This is a genomic window from Pseudomonas sp. GW822-FHT02D10 (genome assembly GCF_058802345.1).
This window is the reverse complement of sequence record NZ_JBXAOB010000013.1, coordinates 112721-129465: the sequence shown is the minus strand read 5'-3', so window position 1 is coordinate 129465 and position 16745 is coordinate 112721. Positions and strand designations below refer to the sequence as shown.

The 16745-nt window shown below is 59.8% G+C and carries 13 protein-coding genes; 12 read left to right on the top strand and 1 reads right to left on the bottom strand.

Features of this window, described 5'->3' with window-relative positions:
- Positions 1-11: 11 nt before the first annotated feature.
- The 12 genes from AC1RPZ_RS20325 (at position 12) to AC1RPZ_RS20270 (ending at position 16129) form a co-directional block, all read left to right on the top strand.
- Entirely contained in the window at positions 12-1448 is a 1437-nt protein-coding gene (locus tag AC1RPZ_RS20325) for a sigma-54-dependent transcriptional regulator (RefSeq protein ID WP_493138828.1), read from the top strand.
- Positions 1449-2168: 720 nt separating this feature from the next.
- Entirely contained in the window at positions 2169-3572 is a 1404-nt protein-coding gene (locus tag AC1RPZ_RS20320) for a polynucleotide adenylyltransferase PcnB (protein WP_493138826.1), read from the top strand.
- A 4-nt stretch (positions 3573-3576) separates the two neighbouring features.
- Positions 3577-4062, top strand: a complete 486-nt coding sequence (gene folK / locus AC1RPZ_RS20315) for a 2-amino-4-hydroxy-6-hydroxymethyldihydropteridine diphosphokinase (protein ID WP_493138824.1) — start codon at positions 3577-3579, stop codon at positions 4060-4062.
- 362 nt (positions 4063-4424) lie between these two features.
- Positions 4425-5225 carry a 3-methyl-2-oxobutanoate hydroxymethyltransferase gene (gene panB / locus AC1RPZ_RS20310; protein WP_493138822.1) on the top strand — a complete coding sequence of 267 codons (801 nt, stop codon included), beginning with the start codon at positions 4425-4427 and terminating at the stop codon, positions 5223-5225.
- Positions 5222-6082, top strand: a complete 861-nt coding sequence (gene panC / locus AC1RPZ_RS20305) for a pantoate--beta-alanine ligase (RefSeq protein WP_493138820.1) — start codon at positions 5222-5224, stop codon at positions 6080-6082. The genes panB and panC overlap by 4 nt, the downstream gene beginning before the upstream one ends.
- A 147-nt stretch (positions 6083-6229) precedes the next feature.
- Complete coding sequence (panD, locus tag AC1RPZ_RS20300; protein WP_003228271.1) at positions 6230-6610, top strand: aspartate 1-decarboxylase; 381 nt, start codon at positions 6230-6232, stop codon at positions 6608-6610.
- Positions 6611-6851: 241 nt separating this feature from the next.
- The gene (gene pgi / locus AC1RPZ_RS20295) at positions 6852-8516 is read left to right on the top strand and encodes a glucose-6-phosphate isomerase (protein WP_493138818.1); all 1665 of its coding nucleotides are present in this window, start codon (positions 6852-6854) and stop codon (positions 8514-8516) included.
- A gap of 204 nt (positions 8517-8720) precedes the next feature.
- The gene (gene acs / locus AC1RPZ_RS20290; RefSeq protein WP_493138816.1) at positions 8721-10658 is read left to right on the top strand and encodes an acetate--CoA ligase; all 1938 of its coding nucleotides are present in this window, start codon (positions 8721-8723) and stop codon (positions 10656-10658) included.
- Positions 10659-10720: 62 nt separating this feature from the next.
- Positions 10721-11593: an oxygenase MpaB family protein gene (locus tag AC1RPZ_RS20285; RefSeq protein ID WP_493138814.1), complete on the top strand. Its 873-nt coding sequence runs from the start codon at positions 10721-10723 to the stop codon at positions 11591-11593.
- Between the two features lie 172 nt (positions 11594-11765).
- Positions 11766-12782, top strand: coding sequence for a class I SAM-dependent rRNA methyltransferase (locus AC1RPZ_RS20280; RefSeq protein WP_493138812.1), 1017 nt, complete (start codon positions 11766-11768; stop codon positions 12780-12782).
- Between the two features lie 105 nt (positions 12783-12887).
- The gene (locus AC1RPZ_RS20275; RefSeq protein WP_493138810.1) at positions 12888-15830 is read left to right on the top strand and encodes a DUF748 domain-containing protein; all 2943 of its coding nucleotides are present in this window, start codon (positions 12888-12890) and stop codon (positions 15828-15830) included.
- 2 nt (positions 15831-15832) lie between these two features.
- A complete protein-coding gene (locus tag AC1RPZ_RS20270; RefSeq protein WP_493138808.1) occupies positions 15833-16129 on the top strand; it encodes a DUF2845 domain-containing protein in 297 nt (98 codons plus the stop codon).
- A gap of 165 nt (positions 16130-16294) precedes the next feature.
- Here the strand turns inward: AC1RPZ_RS20270 and AC1RPZ_RS20265 are convergent, their stop codons facing one another.
- On the bottom strand, positions 16295-16651 hold the full coding sequence (locus AC1RPZ_RS20265; RefSeq protein ID WP_493138806.1) for a BON domain-containing protein: 357 nt from the start codon (positions 16649-16651) through the stop codon (positions 16295-16297).
- Positions 16652-16745 lie beyond the last annotated feature (94 nt).

The window sequence follows — 16745 nt, the reverse complement described above, 5'->3', positions numbered from 1 at the left end:
GTATCGAATCAATGCCGCACATTTTGATCGTCGAAGACGAAACAATTATCCGCTCCGCCTTGCGCCGCCTGCTGGAACGTAACCAGTACCAGGTCAGCGAAGCCGGTTCAGTGCAGGAAGCACAAGAACGCTTCAGCATTCCCACGTTCGACCTGATTGTCAGTGACCTGCGCCTGCCTGGCGCACCGGGCACCGAACTGATCAAGCTGGGCCAGGGCACGCCGGTGCTGATCATGACCAGCTACGCCAGCCTGCGCTCGGCGGTCGACTCGATGAAGATGGGCGCGGTGGACTACATCGCCAAGCCTTTCGACCACGACGAAATGCTCCAGGCCGTCGCGCGTATCCTGCGTGATCGGCAATCGGCGCAAAGCGCCGTGGGCGAACCTGCGGTCGGCAAAGCTGCCAACGGCTCGGCGAAGTCCGCTGTCGATAACAGCAATGGCGAAATCGGCATCATCGGTTCCTGCCCACCGATGCAGGACATGTACGGCAAAATCCGTAAAGTGGCCCCTACCGATTCCAACGTGCTGATTCAGGGCGAATCCGGCACCGGTAAAGAACTGGTGGCCCGCGCCCTGCACAACCTGTCCAAACGTGCCAAGGCACCGATGATTTCGGTGAACTGCGCAGCCATTCCGGAAAGCCTGATCGAGTCCGAACTGTTCGGCCACGAGAAAGGCGCGTTTACCGGTGCCAGCGCCGGTCGCGCGGGGCTGGTTGAAGCAGCCGACGGCGGCACCCTGTTCCTCGATGAGATCGGCGAGCTACCACTTGAAGCGCAGGCGCGCTTGCTGCGCGTATTGCAGGAAGGCGAAATCCGCCGCGTAGGCTCGGTGCAATCGCAGAAGGTCGACGTACGTCTGATCGCCGCGACCCACCGTGACCTGAAGAGCCTGGCCAAGATCGGCCAGTTCCGCGAAGACTTGTATTACCGCCTCCACGTGATCGCCCTGAAACTGCCGGCCCTGCGTGAGCGTGGTGCGGACGTCAACGAAATCGCCAATGCCTTCCTCGCCCGCCAGAGCGCGCGCGTGAATCGCACCGACCTGAAATTCGCTCCGGACGCCGAACAGGCGATTCGTCATTACTCCTGGCCCGGTAACGTGCGCGAACTGGAAAACGCCGTCGAGCGCGCCGTCATTCTGTGTGAGAGCCCGGAGATTTCTGCCGAGTTGCTGGGCATCGATATCGAGCTCAGCGACCTTGAAGATGACGAGTTCATCGGCCTGGCACCCCAACAGGGCAGCGCCAGTAACACTAGCCACGAGCCCACCGAGGACCTGTCACTGGAAGACTACTTCCAGCACTTCGTCCTCGAACACCAGGACCACATGACGGAAACCGAGCTGGCTCGCAAACTCGGGGTCAGCCGCAAATGCCTGTGGGAGCGTCGTCAGCGTCTGGGCATCCCGCGGCGCAAGACCGGCGTGGCCAGCGAGAGCTGAACGTCACCTGTAGAGTGTGTGAGTAACACGTGACATTGTGAAAAAACTGTTACCGCAGCTTTTTCTCGTAACAGAAGCCGGGGCTTACGGTAACGAAGCCCCGGCTTTTTTTGGCCCTGAAAAAAGCAATCAAGGCACCTAACCCCTTGTTTTGCTGGACTTCGTAAAAGTTGGCACGGCACCTGCTATATGTTTGGTACAAGAACAATAACAAGCAATGCACAAGACAATAAAAATAAGACGTATCGACTCACGCACAATAAAAACAAGACGGCGAGAGGCGTAGCTAACTGATTCTTTTGGAGAGGCGTTGTATTTGGGGCTTGCCCCGCAACCAGGCCGAGAACAACAAAAACTGCCCTAAGGCAGAGCCTGAACTGGTTGGATCACACAGATCATTGCAACACAGCGACCAAAGCAATCCGTTTGCTCTTGACTCCCGATTGGGAGGGTCATGAAGGAAAACTTCATGGCGAGGGCGTTACACAAAAACAAGAAGCCCGAAACCAAAAATAAAAATAGAGCACGCAACTACTTCTTGGGGAGCTTCGGCTCCCCTTGTGGTTTCTGGCGTTTGGCTGACCACGCCGACTGCTACAGAGATCAGCTTCATCCCCTTTCGCAGCTTCCTACACCATCCCCCGACTAAATGCTAGAATCCCCGCCCATCATGCGGTCATTCTTCGTTTTGGCCGAACATTCCTTCAAACAGTGCATCCCATGCTGAAGAAGCTGTTCCAGTCATTCCGTTCTCCCTTGCGTCGTACGCAACACATTCGCAGCACGCCTGAAGTGCTCAACAGCAGCCAACACTCGCTGCAACGGGCGCAGTTCAGCCGTTATGCGGTGAACATCGTCGAACGCCTGCAGAACGCCGGTTACCAGGCTTACCTGGTCGGTGGCTGTGTGCGCGACATGCTACTCAACATCACACCCAAGGATTTCGACGTCGCCACCAGCGCCACGCCGGAACAGGTTCGCGCCGAGTTTCGCAATGCGCGGATCATCGGGCGCCGATTCAAACTGGTGCACATCCATTTTGGTCGCGAAATCATTGAAGTCGCGACCTTCCGCGCCAATCACCCGCAAAATGACGAAGAGGAAGACAGCAACCAGTCCTCGCGTAACGAAAGCGGGCGCATTCTGCGCGACAACGTTTACGGCACTCTGGAAGAGGACGCGCAACGCCGCGACTTCACTATCAACGCCCTGTATTACGATCCGGTCAGCGAGCGCATTCTCGACTACGCCAACGGCGTACACGATATCCGCAATCGCTTAATCCGGCTGATCGGCGACCCGACCCAGCGTTACCAGGAAGACCCGGTGCGGATGCTGCGTGCGGTGCGTTTCGCCGCCAAGCTGGACTTCGGTATCGAAAAGCACTCTGCCGCGCCCATCCGAGGCCTGGCGCCGATGTTGCGCGAGATCCCCTCGGCACGCTTGTTCGAAGAAGTGTTGAAGCTGTTCCTTTCGGGTCATGCCGCGGACACCTTCGAGATGCTGGTCGACCTGCAATTGTTCGATCCACTGTTCCCGGCCAGCGCCGAAGCACTGGAACACAACCCGACCTACACCCACACCTTGATCAGCGAAGCGCTGATCAACACCGACCTGCGGATCAAGCAGAACAAGCCGGTGACGCCAGCGTTCCTGTTCGCCGCCCTGCTCTGGCCAGCCTTGCCGGCCCGCGTACTGCGCTTGCAGGACCGTGGCATGCCGCCGATCCCGGCCATGCAGGAAGCGGCTCACGAACTGATCAGCGAGCAATGCCAGCGGATCGCGATTCCAAAACGTTTCACCCTGCCGATCCGCGAGATCTGGGACATGCAGGAACGCCTGCCGCGCCGCAGCGGCAAACGTGCCGACCTGTTGCTGGACAACCCACGTTTCCGTGCCGGTTACGACTTCCTGCTGCTGCGTGAAAACGCTGGCGAACAGACCAACGGTCTGGGTGAATGGTGGACGGACTATCAGGACGCCAACGAAAGCGAACGCCGCGACATGATCCGCGACCTCAGTGGCAAGGACGACGGTGCCAGCGGTGCGCCACGCAAGCGTCGCCGCAGCGGTGGCGCCAAGCGCAAACGTGCCGCTGGTGCACCGAGTGTGTCGGGCGAGTAAGTCGATGGAACGCATCTACATTGGCATGGGCAGCAACCTCGCTGCCCCCGCGGAACAACTGCGCAGCGCCGTTGCAGCACTTGCGCAGTTACCCCGGACAGAGCTGGTCGGGGTTTCGAGCTTCTATCAAAGCGATTCCTTGCTGCCGGGCCAGCCGCGTTATACCAACGCGGTAGCCGCGCTCGACAGCACACTTGCGCCGCTTGAACTGCTCGATGCGCTGCAAGCCATCGAAATCGATCAGGGTCGCGAGCGCCATGAACGCTGGGGCCCGCGTACGCTGGACCTGGACATCCTGCTGTTCGGCGATCGACTGATCGACGAGCCCCGCCTCAAAGTCCCCCATTACCACATGCAGGAACGGGCCTTTGTGCTCTACCCGCTGGCCGAACTGACACCGGCTGACCTGCAACTGGCGGACGGTCGTCACCTGCGCGAACTGCTCGCAGCTTGTCCGTTTGTCGGGTTGGAACGCCTCCCCCAGACCTGACATAAATCACCTGTGGGAGCGAGCCTGCTCGCGATGGCGGCGGAACATTCATCGAAAATGTTGGCTGATAGTCCGCTATCGCGAGCAGGCTCGCTCCCACATTGGCTTGTGTTGCTCCTGAAGAATCTGCTGAATCGCATCAGTAACGCCGGTAACACCAACGGCGTAACATTGCGGTAACACATCCAATTGACTTCCCGAGTTCTCCTCACGACTATAGGCGTCCCGCTGCCGCCAACCCGGCACCACAGGGCGCAATCCAGGCTTTTCAAGCACGACACAAGACCGTGCGCCTGAGTAAATGAAGAATCACGCGCGTTACTCGCAGTAGTTTTCCAAGCGCCTGAATGAGGATTTTTTTCATGCCAGCTATCACCTTGACCACCTTGCAGAGCCTCAAGCAAAAGGGTGAAAAAATCACCATGCTGACCTGCTACGACGCCACATTTGCCCACGCCTGCAATGAGGCGGGCGTTGAAGTGCTGTTGGTGGGCGACTCCCTTGGCATGGTGTTGCAAGGACACGACAGCACCCTGCCGGTGACCACCGCCGAAATGGCTTACCACGTCGCCGCGGTCAAGCGTGGCAACACCGACGCCTTGATCCTCGCTGACCTGCCGTTCATGGCGAATGCGACCATCGAGCAAACGATGACCAACAGTGCCCTGCTGATGCAGGCGGGTGCGCACATGATCAAGGTCGAAGGCGCACTGTGGCTGGCCGAGTCGATTCGTCTGCTGGCCGAACGCGGTATCCCGGTGTGTGCACACATGGGGCTGACGCCGCAGTCGGTGAACATTCTGGGCGGCTATAAAGTCCAGGGCCGCAATGAAAACCAGGCCCGGCAGATGCGCGCGGACGCGATTGCCCTGGAACAGGCCGGCGCGGCGATGCTGTTGCTCGAATGTGTACCGAGCGAACTGGCCCACGAAATCACTCAAGCGGTGAAGATTCCAGTGATCGGCATCGGCGCCGGCAATGCCACCGACGGTCAGGTGCTGGTCCTGCACGACATGCTCGGTCTGTCGCTCACTGGCCGCGCACCGAAGTTCGTGAAGAACTTCATGGCCGGCCAAGACAGCATTCACGCGGCCCTGAGCGCTTACGTCAGCGAAGTCAAAGCCGCGACCTTCCCGGGCGCTGAACACGGATTCTCTGCATGAACACTGTCAAAACCGTACGCGAACTGCGTGCCGCTGTAGCCCGCGCCCGCAGCGAAGGCAAACGTATCGGCTTCGTGCCGACCATGGGTAATCTGCACAGCGGCCATATTGCGCTGGTCACCAAGGCTACCCAGCGGGTGGACTTTGTGGTCGCGAGCATTTTCGTCAACCCGCTGCAATTTGGCGCAGGCGAAGACCTCGACAAGTACCCGCGGACCCTGGCCGCCGACCAGGAGAAACTGCTGCAAGCCGGCTGTCACCTGCTGTTCGCACCAACGGTCGAGGAAATGTACCCGGACGGCATGGCCGGCCAGACCCGCGTCAGCGTTCCACAACTTTCTGAAGGCCTGTGTGGCGCCAGCCGCCCTGGGCATTTCGAAGGTGTGGCGACGGTGGTCAGCAAGCTGTTCAACATGGTCCAGCCGGACCTGGCGATCTTCGGCCAGAAAGACTTCCAGCAACTGGCGGTGATTCGCGCGCTGGTGCATGACCTGAACATGCCGATCCAGATCATTGGCGAGCCCACCGTGCGAGCCGCCGACGGCCTGGCGCTGTCCTCGCGCAATGGTTTCCTCAGTGAAGAACAGCGGGCCATCGCGCCCGTGGTGTATCGCACGCTGAGCGAAATCGCCGAGGCCATCAAACAGGGCGAACGGGATTACCCGGCGCTCCTGGCCCGGCAGGTCGAGCAGCTCAAAGGCGCCGGTTTGCGTCCTGATTACCTGGAAATTCGCCATGCACTGACCCTGCGTCCAGCGACCGCGGATGACCGTGACCTGGTGATTCTGGTGGCCGCTTTCCTGGGCACGACCCGGTTGATCGACAACCTGCACCTGAACCTCGACGCGCCCGCATAAGCGCCACAAGACAAATGTGGGAGCGGGCTTGCTCCCACAGTAGAACGGTGTTGTTTTGTAGATTACAGTCGGTTTCTCACGCCGTATTGCCGGCCTCAAAGGCTTCGGGCAAACTGCCGCGGTTCGGATCAGCCCAAGGAAACACTCATGCACGCCATCATGCTCAAGGCCAAGCTGCATCGCGCCGAAGTTACCCACGCAGTGCTCGACTATGAAGGCTCTTGCGCCATCGACGGCGAATGGCTGGATCTGTCCGGAATCCGTGAGTACGAACAGATCCAGATCTACAACGTCGATAACGGCGAACGCTTCACCACCTATGCGATCCGTGGCGAAGAAGGCTCGCGCATGATCTCGGTCAACGGCGCCGCCGCACACAAGGCCAAGGTCGGGGATCGGGTAATCATCTGCGCTTACGCCCATTACAGTGAAGCCGAACTGCTCAATTTCAAACCGCGCATGCTCTACATGGCGCCCGGCAACGAGCTAAGCCACACCAGCAATGCCATCCCGGTTCAGGTCGCCTGAGCCCCCCAAACTCTGTGCACTGAAAACCCGCCTGCCTGGCGAACCTCTGCGCCGGTACAAAAAAGTACCGGCCACGGGTCAGACAAAGCCAAGACAGATCACACCGCGAGGTTTACTGTAATCGCCCTGCGCTATTTAATCGTTTACTCGCAGTTCGACCGGAGAGTGCCTGTCATCGAACAGGACATTCCGGGCTTTTCAGTGTCATAAAGGCAGTCCAAGTAAAAGGAAACCCGCAGCGATGGCGTACTACCGCACTCCTCAAGACGTTACCGCTCTGCCAGCCTGGCAGGCGCTGAATGATCACCGCCAAGCCATGCAGGATTTCAGCATGCGCGAAGCGTTCAATGCCGACCCGCAGCGCTTCACCCAATTCACCCTGAGCAGCTGCGGGCTGTTTCTGGATTACTCGAAAAACCTGATCACCACCGAAACCCGCAATCTGCTGGTGGGCCTGGCGAACGAAGTCGGCTTGCAGGACGCGATCAAGGCGTTGTTCAACGGTGAAATCGTCAACGCCTCCGAAGGCCGCCCGGCGCTGCATACCGCTCTGCGCCGTCCGGTGGGCGACAAGCTGTCGGTCAATGGCGTCAACGTCATGCCTGACGTGCACAAGGTACTGAACCAGATCACCGAGCTGGTGGGACGCATTCATGACGGTCTGTGGCGTGGTTATACCGAGAAGCCGATCACCGACGTGGTGAACATCGGCATCGGTGGCTCGTTCCTTGGTCCTGAGCTGGTGTCCGAAGCGCTGTTGTCCTACGCCCAGAAAGGCGTGCGTTGCCATTACCTGGCGAACATCGACGGCAGCGAATTCCATGAGCTGTCGGCGAAGATTCGTGCCGAAACCACACTGTTCATCGTTTCCTCGAAGTCCTTCAACACCCTCGAAACCCTGAAAAACGCCCAGGCCGCACGCGCCTGGTACCTGGCTCAGGGCGGCTCAGAAGCCGAGCTGTATCGCCACTTCATCGCGGTTTCGAGCAACAACGCAGCGGCCGTGGCTTTCGGTATTCGCGAAGAGAACATCTTCCCGATGTGGGACTGGGTGGGCGGGCGTTACTCGCTGTGGTCGGCCATTGGTTTGCCGATTGCCCTGGCCATCGGCATGTCGAACTTCAAGGAACTGCTGTCCGGTGCCTACACCATGGACCAGCACTTCCAGAGCGCTCCATTCGAACAAAACATGCCGGTGCTGCTGGCACTGCTGGGTGTCTGGTACGGCAACTTCTGGGGCGCGCAAAGCCACGCGATCCTGCCGTACGACCACTACCTGCGCAACATCACCAAGCACTTGCAGCAACTGGACATGGAATCCAACGGCAAGAGCGTGCGCCAGGACGGAACGCCAGTGTCCACCGATACCGGTCCGGTCATCTGGGGCGGCGTCGGTTGCAACGGTCAACACGCCTATCACCAGTTGCTGCACCAGGGCACCCAGCTGATTCCGGCCGACTTCATTGTGCCGATCGTCAGCTTCAACCCGGTCGCCGACCACCACCAGTGGCTGTACGCCAACTGCCTGTCACAAAGCCAGGCGCTGATGCTCGGCAAGACTCGCGCCGAAGCCGAAGCCGAACTGCGCGAGAAAGGCGTGACCGAAGACCAGGTGCAAAAACTCGCGCCGCACAAGGTGATCCCGGGCAACCGCCCGAGCAACACCCTGGTGGTCGAACGCATCAGCCCGCGTCGTCTGGGCGCGCTGGTCGCGATGTACGAACACAAGGTGTTCGTGCAGAGCGTGATCTGGGGCATCAACGCCTTCGACCAATGGGGCGTGGAGCTGGGCAAGGAGCTGGGCAAAGGCGTCTACAGCCGTCTGGTCGGCAGCGAAGAAACCCCGGCCGAAGACGCTTCGACCCAGGGTCTGATCAACTATTTCCGCGGTCGTCACCGCGGGTGATCTGATCACCGCTCCCACAGGTCTGCACAGCCCCTGTGGGAGCGAGCTTGCTCGCGATGGCGGTTTGATATTCGAGGAAAATGTCGACTGTCAGACTGCTATCGCGAGCAAGCTCGCTCCCACATTGGTTTCCTGTACAACTTGAACTCGATATTCACTCGGCGCATCTTTATCACTTGTGCAATACAAGCATAAGGAACCGTCATGTTCGATATCAGCACGTTCCCTAAAGCCGATGCCGTCCGCCGGGCTGCACAACTGAGTCAGGACGACTACCAGCGCCTGTACCGCCAATCCATCGAGCAACCCGACATCTTCTGGGCCGAACAGGCCAAGCGCTTTCTTGACTGGTCGACACCCTGGCAAAGCGTCCAACAATCGGATGTCAAAACCGGCGCGGCGCAATGGTTTGCCGGCGGTCAGCTCAACGTCAGTTACAACTGCATCGATCGCCACCTCGCCCGACGCGGCGAGCAGACCGCAATCATCTGGGAAGGCGACGACCCCGCCGAATCGCTGCACATCACCTACCAAAAACTTCATCACTGCGTCTGCCGCCTGGCCAACGTGCTGAAAAGCCGTGGCGTAAAAAAAGGCGACAGGGTGTGCATCTACATGCCAATGATCCCTGAAGCCGCCTACGCGATGCTCGCCTGCGCGCGCATCGGCGCCGTGCACTCGGTAGTCTTTGGCGGGTTTTCCCCCGACTCCCTGCGTGACCGGATCCTCGACGCGGACTGCCGCACCGTGATTACTGCCGATGAAGGCGTGCGTGGCGGTAAATATGTACCGCTCAAACAGAACGTCGACAAAGCCTTGCTCAGTTGCCCGGCAGTCAGCACCGTTGTGGTGGTCGAACACACTCAGGGCGACGTCAATTGGGTCGAGGGCCGCGACCTCTGGTATCACCAGGCCTTGCGCGACGTTAGCGACGACTGTCCGCCAGAACCGATGGACGCCGAAGACCCGCTGTTCATCCTTTACACCTCCGGCAGCACCGGTAAACCCAAGGGTGTGCTGCACACCACTGGCGGCTACCTGCTGCAAGCGGCGATGACCTTCAAGTACGTATTCGACTACCGCGACGGCGAAGTCTTCTGGTGCACCGCCGATGTCGGCTGGGTCACCGGCCACAGCTACATCGTCTACGGGCCACTGGCCAACGGCGCGACCACGCTGATCTTCGAAGGTGTGCCGAGCTACCCGAACAGTTCGCGCTTCTGGCAGGTCATCGACAAACATCAGGTGAACATTTTCTACACTGCGCCAACCGCACTGCGGGCCTTGATGCGCGAAGGCCTGGAACCCTTGAAAGACAGTTCACGTGCCAGTTTGCGGCTGCTGGGCAGCGTCGGCGAACCGATCAACCCGGAAGCCTGGGACTGGTATTTCAACGCGGTCGGCGAGCAGCGCTGCCCGATCGTCGACACTTGGTGGCAGACCGAAACCGGCAGCATCATGCTCAGCCCGCTGGTCAGCGCGCAACGGATCAAGCCCGGCTGCGCGACCCAGCCGATGTTCGGCGTGCAACCGGTATTGCTCGATGAGCACGGCAAGGAAATCAGCGGTGCCGGCAGTGGCGTGCTCGCCATAAAATCAAGCTGGCCGGGGCAAATCCGCAGCGTCTACGGCGACCCCCAACGCATGCTTGACACCTATTTCAAAGCCTATCCCGGCTACTACTTCACCGGTGATGGCGCGCGACGCGACGAAGATGGCGATTACTGGATCACCGGACGCATCGATGATGTGATCAACGTCTCCGGGCACCGCATCGGCACTGCCGAAGTCGAAAGCGCACTGGTACTGCATGACAGCATCGCCGAGGCGGCGGTGGTCGGTTACCCACACGACCTGAAGGGCCAGGGTATCTACGCCTTCGTCACCCCAATGAACGGCATCGAATCCAGCGACGCGCTGAAGAAAGAACTGCTGGCCCACGTCAGCAAGGAAATCGGCAGTTTCGCCAAACCCGACCTGATTCAATGGGCCCCGGCCTTGCCGAAAACCCGCTCGGGCAAGATCATGCGGCGGATCCTGCGCAAGATCGCCTGCAACGAACTCGACAGCCTCGGCGACACCTCGACCCTGGCCGACCCTAGCGTGGTCGCCGGGCTGATCGACAAGCGTTTGAACCAGTGATTGAGTCATCCAGGCGCGGCCGCTGGCCGCGCACCTTTTAATGCCGTTGCCAGCGAGCTGTCATGGAATTCATTCGTAGCCGCATCGAAACCCAGATCATGAGCCTGTCCGGCCTTTCGCTGGGCAAGCTCGACCTGGAAAACCCCAAGGGCGATCCCGGCCTCTTCGGCCCCGACTCGGTGAGCTGGCAAGTGCACGGCGACTTCAGCAGCATGCTCATCGGCGGTATCAGCGCCTTGATGCTACAAGCCTTGCACCCACTGGCACTGGCCGGAGTCTGGGACCACTCGAATTTCCGTGAAGACATGCTCGGTCGATTGCGCCGCACCGGGCAGTTCATCTCTGGAACCACCTTCGGCTCACGCCAGGACGCCGACTGGCTGATCGAAAAAGTGCGCACCATTCACCTGCAAGTGGTCGGCACGGCGCCCGATGGCCGCCCCTACGCCGCCAGTGACCCGGACCTGCTGACCTGGGTCCATGTGGCCGAAGTCAGCAACTTCCTCGCTGCCCATTTGCGCTACCGTAACCCGAATCTTTCGCCCGCCGATCAGGACCGTTACTACTCCGAGATCGCCTTGGTCGCCGAACGACTGGGCGCCCGCGACGTGCCGCGCTCACGGCGGGAAATAGCCGAGTACCTTGAGCGAATTCGCCCACAACTGCTTTGCGATGAACGCAGCCGCGAAGTGCTGCGATTGCTCCTTGCCGCACCGTCACCCAGCCGTCTGGCCAAACCCTTCGGCGGGCTGATGATGCAAGCGGGCATCGACCTGCTGCCCGACTGGGCCAGTGACATGCTCGGTGTCCGCCAGAATCCGCTACAACGCAAACTGATTCGCGCCAGCGTCAATCGCAGTGCACCGATGCTGCGCTGGGCGGTGCGCAATGGTTCGGTGCAGCGGGCCAAGCGGCGGATGGGCCTGCCAAGCTGACAAAAAGCTAAAAAGCTTCGTCGGAACGCCGCCCGGAGCAAGCCCGCTCCCACACTGGATTTGTGTCGTTTATCAATTCAGTGTGGGAGCGGGCTTGCTCGCGAAGGCAGCACCTCGGTCCCGCGCCAAGCTGTTAAACTCTCGCGCCAAATTCCCCAGCAAGGCGCTTTGCATGTCTTCCTTGAATCAGGCGCTGTGCGCCGCCCTCGATCATCGCCAAGACTTGCTCGCCGAGCTGCACTCGCAAGGCACCGACTGCTATCGGCTATTCCATGGCAGCCAGGAAGGTGCCGGCGGCCTGACCATCGACCGTTACGGCCCGCAACTGCTGGTCCAAAGCTTTCACCAGTCGCTGGAACGCGATGACTTGCTCGCGTTGCACGCAACCATCAATCAGCGCCTCAATCTCGACACCCTGCTGGTCTACAACGATCGCTCGCGAGGCAATTCGCGGATCGACCGCGAAGACACGGTTTATCGCGCCGAAGAGGCCGCGCTGGCCGACCTGGTATGCCACGAATGGGGCCTGAACTACCGCGTCCGTGGTCGCCACGCCGGGCAGGACCCGTTGCTGTTTCTCGACCTGCGCAATGCCCGCGGCTGGGTCAAGGACCACAGTGCCGACAAAAGTGTGCTGAACCTGTTCGCTTACACCTGCGGCGTCGGCCTTAGCGCGGCGGCCGGTGGTGCCCGTGAGGTGTGCAATCTGGATTTCGCCGAGGGCAACCTGGCCGTCGGCCGTGAGAACGGCCTGCTCAACCCACAGTTGCCGACCATGCAGTTCGTACAGTCCGATTACTTCCCGGCCATCCGCCAACTCGCTGGCCTGCCGATCAGTCAGCGCCGTGGGCAGAAGCTGCCCAGTTACCCGCGCCTGGAACAGCGTCAATATGACCTGGTCCTGCTCGATCCGCCGGCCTGGGCGAAGAGTGCATTCGGCACCGTCGATCTGCTGCGCGACTATCAAAGCCTGCTCAAACCGGCACTGTTGGCCACCGCCGATGATGGCGTGCTGATCTGCTGCAATAACCTGGCAAAAGTCAGCATGGACGACTGGCGTGAGCAGGTGCTGCGCTGTGCAGAAAAGGCCGGACGTCCGGTGCGTGACTGGAAAGTGCTGACACCCGGCAGCGACTTTCCGTCGATGGATCAGCAACCACCACTGAAAACCCTGATCCTGCAACTCTGACTTCTCGCGAAAAACCAGATATTTCCTGTTCAAGGTGATTGCTTCGCAACCTTAACCGCGTGCCATACTCCAACGCACTCCTGATTCTGATAGATGAAGTCGCACATGCCCAAAGGATTGATTCGCGCCATCGGCGCCTTGTTGATTGCTGTCGCCCTTTACAGCTTGTTAGGGTTTCTGATTTTGCCAGGCATCGCCTTGCGGGTCGCCAATCAACAATTGGCCAACTACGCGACGGTGCCGGCGCACGTTCAACGGATCGAACTCAATCCCTTCAGCCTTGAACTGACGGTGTGGGGTCTGAATATCGGCGAGCCGGGCAAGGAACAGATCGCCTTCGAGCGCCTGTACGCCAACCTGCAAATCGACAGCCTGTGGACCCGCGCACTGCACCTGACCGACATAGAGCTGGACAAGCCGAAAACCGAGATACTGTTCAACAAGGACGGCAGCCTGAACCTCACGCAGCTGTTCAAGTTGCCGGCCAGTGAACCAACGCCCGCCGAGCCGAATGCCAAACCTTTTCCGCTGCGCATCGACCGCATCAATCTGGCCGGTGGTTATGTGCACTTCCAGGATCTGCGCCCGAGCGAGCCGATCGAGTTCCTGTACGACAAGCTCGACTTCGAACTGAAAAACCTCAGTACCCTGCCCGACGACAACGCCGCCATGACCCTGGTCGCTGCTGGCCCGGCCGGAGGTCAGATCGACTGGACCGGCCACATCAGCCTGGTGCCCATCACTTCCGAAGGCACGCTGAAAGTGACCGACGGCAAGATGAAGTCCTGGTGGCCTTACGTGCGTGATGCGTTGCCGCTGGTTCTTGAAGACGGCACCCTGAACCTGAGCACCGATTACACGTTCAACCTGGACAAGGGAACCGAACTGCTGCTGAACAACACTTCGGTGAGCATCGCACCGTTCGCCATCAAGGCCCCGGATGGCCGGCCACTGGCGCGCCTTGAGCGCCTGGACGTCAGCGAGACCAGCATCGATCTGGCCAAGCAACAAGTGATCGTCGGCAAGATCCGCAGCCAGAAACTCGAAACCTGGGTCGCCCGCGAAGCCGATGGTCAACTCGACTGGCAGAAACTCTTCGCCAGCCAACCGGCCAAACCCGCCACACAACCCGAGTCAACCAAAGCCCCGGCTGCCGCAGATTCGCCTAAACCAACACCCGACCCCGCTGCGCCGAGCAAACCCTGGCAAGTGCTGCTCAAGGATGTAGAGCTGCGCAACTATCAAGTGCACCTGGCCGACCGTCAGGCCCAACCGGCGGTGGCACTGGAGCTCGGCCCGCTGAACGTCGACGTGAAGAACTTCGATAGCCTCAATGGCTCGCCGTTCTCCCTCAAGCTCGATACCGGCCTGGGCAAGCAGGGCAAGGTTCTCGCAGACGGCGAGGTCAACCTCGCGCCGATCAGCGCCAAACTCAAGGTCCAGACCAAGGACATCGACCTGCGTGTCGCCCAGTCCTACATCAACCCGTTCATTCGTCTGGAACTGCGTTCCGGGATGCTCGGCAGCGACCTGGCGGTTGACCTGAAAAGCACTGACCCACTGGCATTCAGCGTCACCGGCAGGGCCCAGGTCGATCAACTGCACACCCTCGACACCCTGAAAACCCGCGACTTCCTCAAGTGGCAGCAAGTGGTGGTCGAAGGCCTGAACTACCAACATGGCGACAGCCTGTCGATCGACAAGATCAACCTGTTTCAGCCATATGTGCGCTTCATGATCAACGATGACCGCACCACCAACATCAATGACCTGCTGATCCCGCAATCGGCCGACAGCGGCAGCAAAACCGCCGCCGCAAAACCTGCCGCGAGCAAGGACAAGCCACTGGGCATCCACATCGGTGGTATTGCCATCAACGACGGCTCGGCGAACTTCGCCGACTTCAGCCTGACACCGAACTTCGCCACTGCCGTTCAACAACTCAACGGCCAGATCGGCACCATCGACAGCCGCCAGGTCAAACCCGCCGCCGTCGACATCAAGGGCAAGGTCGATCGCTACGCCCCGGTGACCATCAAGGGCAGCGTCACCCCGTTCGACCCGATGGCCTCGCTGGATATCGCCACCAGTTTCAAACGGGTCGAACTGACCACCCTGACCCCCTACTCCGGCAAGTTTGCCGGTTACCGGATCCGCAAGGGCCGACTCGATCTCGACCTGCACTACCAGATCACCAAGGGACAACTGAAAGCCGAAAACAAAATGGTCGTGGAACAGCTGCAACTGGGTGAGAAAGTCGACAGCCCGGACGCCGTGAGCTTGCCGCTGAAGCTGGCCATCGCGTTGCTCAAGGACAGCGATGGCAAGATCTCCATTGATCTGCCGATAACAGGCGATTTGAACAACCCGCAATTCAGCATAATGCCGATCATCTGGCAGACCCTGCGCAACCTGATCGTGCGCGCCGCCGAGGCCCCCTTCAAGTTCATTGGTGGGCTGGCCGGCGGTGGCGGGGCCGAGGACCTGGGCAGCGTGTCGTTCGCCCCCGGTTCAAGCGAGCTGAGCAAGAACGCCGAGTCGGCGCTCGATACCCTGGCCAAAGCGCTCAAGGAACGTCCAACCCTGCGCCTGGAAATCGAAGGCACCGCCGCCGAAAAGAGCGATGGCCCCTTGATTGCCGAACAGCGACTGGAACGTGAATACCAGTACAACTACTACAAAATGCTCCAGCGTCGCGGCGACAAAGTCCCGGCGCAAGCCTCGTTGCTGGAAGTCCCGGACAGCGAAAAAGGCCCGTTGCTCGAAGCCATTTACCGCACACGCCTGAAAACCCAGCCTCCGGCCGAATGGGCGCAACTGGGTAAAGCAGAGCGCACCGCCAAACTGCGCGAAGGTGTGATCAAGTTCTGGGCTTCAGACAACGTGCTGCTGCGCCAACTGGGTCAGGACCGCGCCAGCAGCATCAAGGACTACATGGTCGATAAAACCCAGTTGGCCGATGACCGGGTGTACTTCATCGACGCTAACCTGGGTGAGGCCGAAAGCGATGGCCGGGTTGTCACGCCAATGCATCTGGACGCGGAGTAAGCATGAATAACCGATTGCTGATCGGCCTGACACTCGCGTTGGCCGCCAGCCAGGCGTCGGCGGCCGATACCTTGCGCTGCGGCAGTCAGTTGATCAGCGTCGGCGATCGTGCAGGTGAAGTGCTGCAAAAGTGCGGCGAACCGGTGGCGCGTGATGCGCTGGGCTACAAACGCAGCGCCAATCGCCGGGAAGAAGTCCCGGTTGAAGAATGGACCTACGGCCCGAACAGCGGCATGTACCAATACCTGCGCTTTGAAGGCAACCGTCTGGTACAGATCACCAGCAAACGCGGCAACTAAAGTTACGACAATTTAATGTGGGAGCGGGCTTGCTCGCGAAGAGGCCATAACATTCAGCATCAATATTGAATGTCAGTCCGCCTTCGCGAGCAAGCCCGCTCCCACAGTCGTTCTACTGTGTTCGTTAGATTCCCTTCTGCCGTTTCAAGCGAGAAGCCTTGAGTCTTAATGGGTCATCAGACCGTCAGCCGATACGGCGGTGACACCTTTGATTTTCTTGGTGATGTCGACGGCCGTTTGTTTCTGGGCTGCGGTCAAGGCTACAGTCGACGACAACGAGACGACGCCTTTGTTGGTTTCGACTTTAATGTCAGTCCCAGGAATACCTTTCTCGGTGACCAGATCGCTTTTCACTTTAGTGGTGATCCAGGTATCGGAAGTCGCCTCCGCAGCCTTGGTCATTTCACCAGCAGCGACCACCATCGGCGACTGAGTGGTTTGAGTGGTCTGCGCAAATGCAGCGTTGGCCATAGTCAGGGTCAGAGCGGTAGCAGTTGCGGCAGCGATAGCGAACTTTTTCATACGAGTAACTCCTGTTCTTCCAGAAAGCCTGCCGTATGCCTTCTCAGCAGGGTTAACAGAGATAGTGCGAAGGCTGTGCCAACTGCCGGAAACC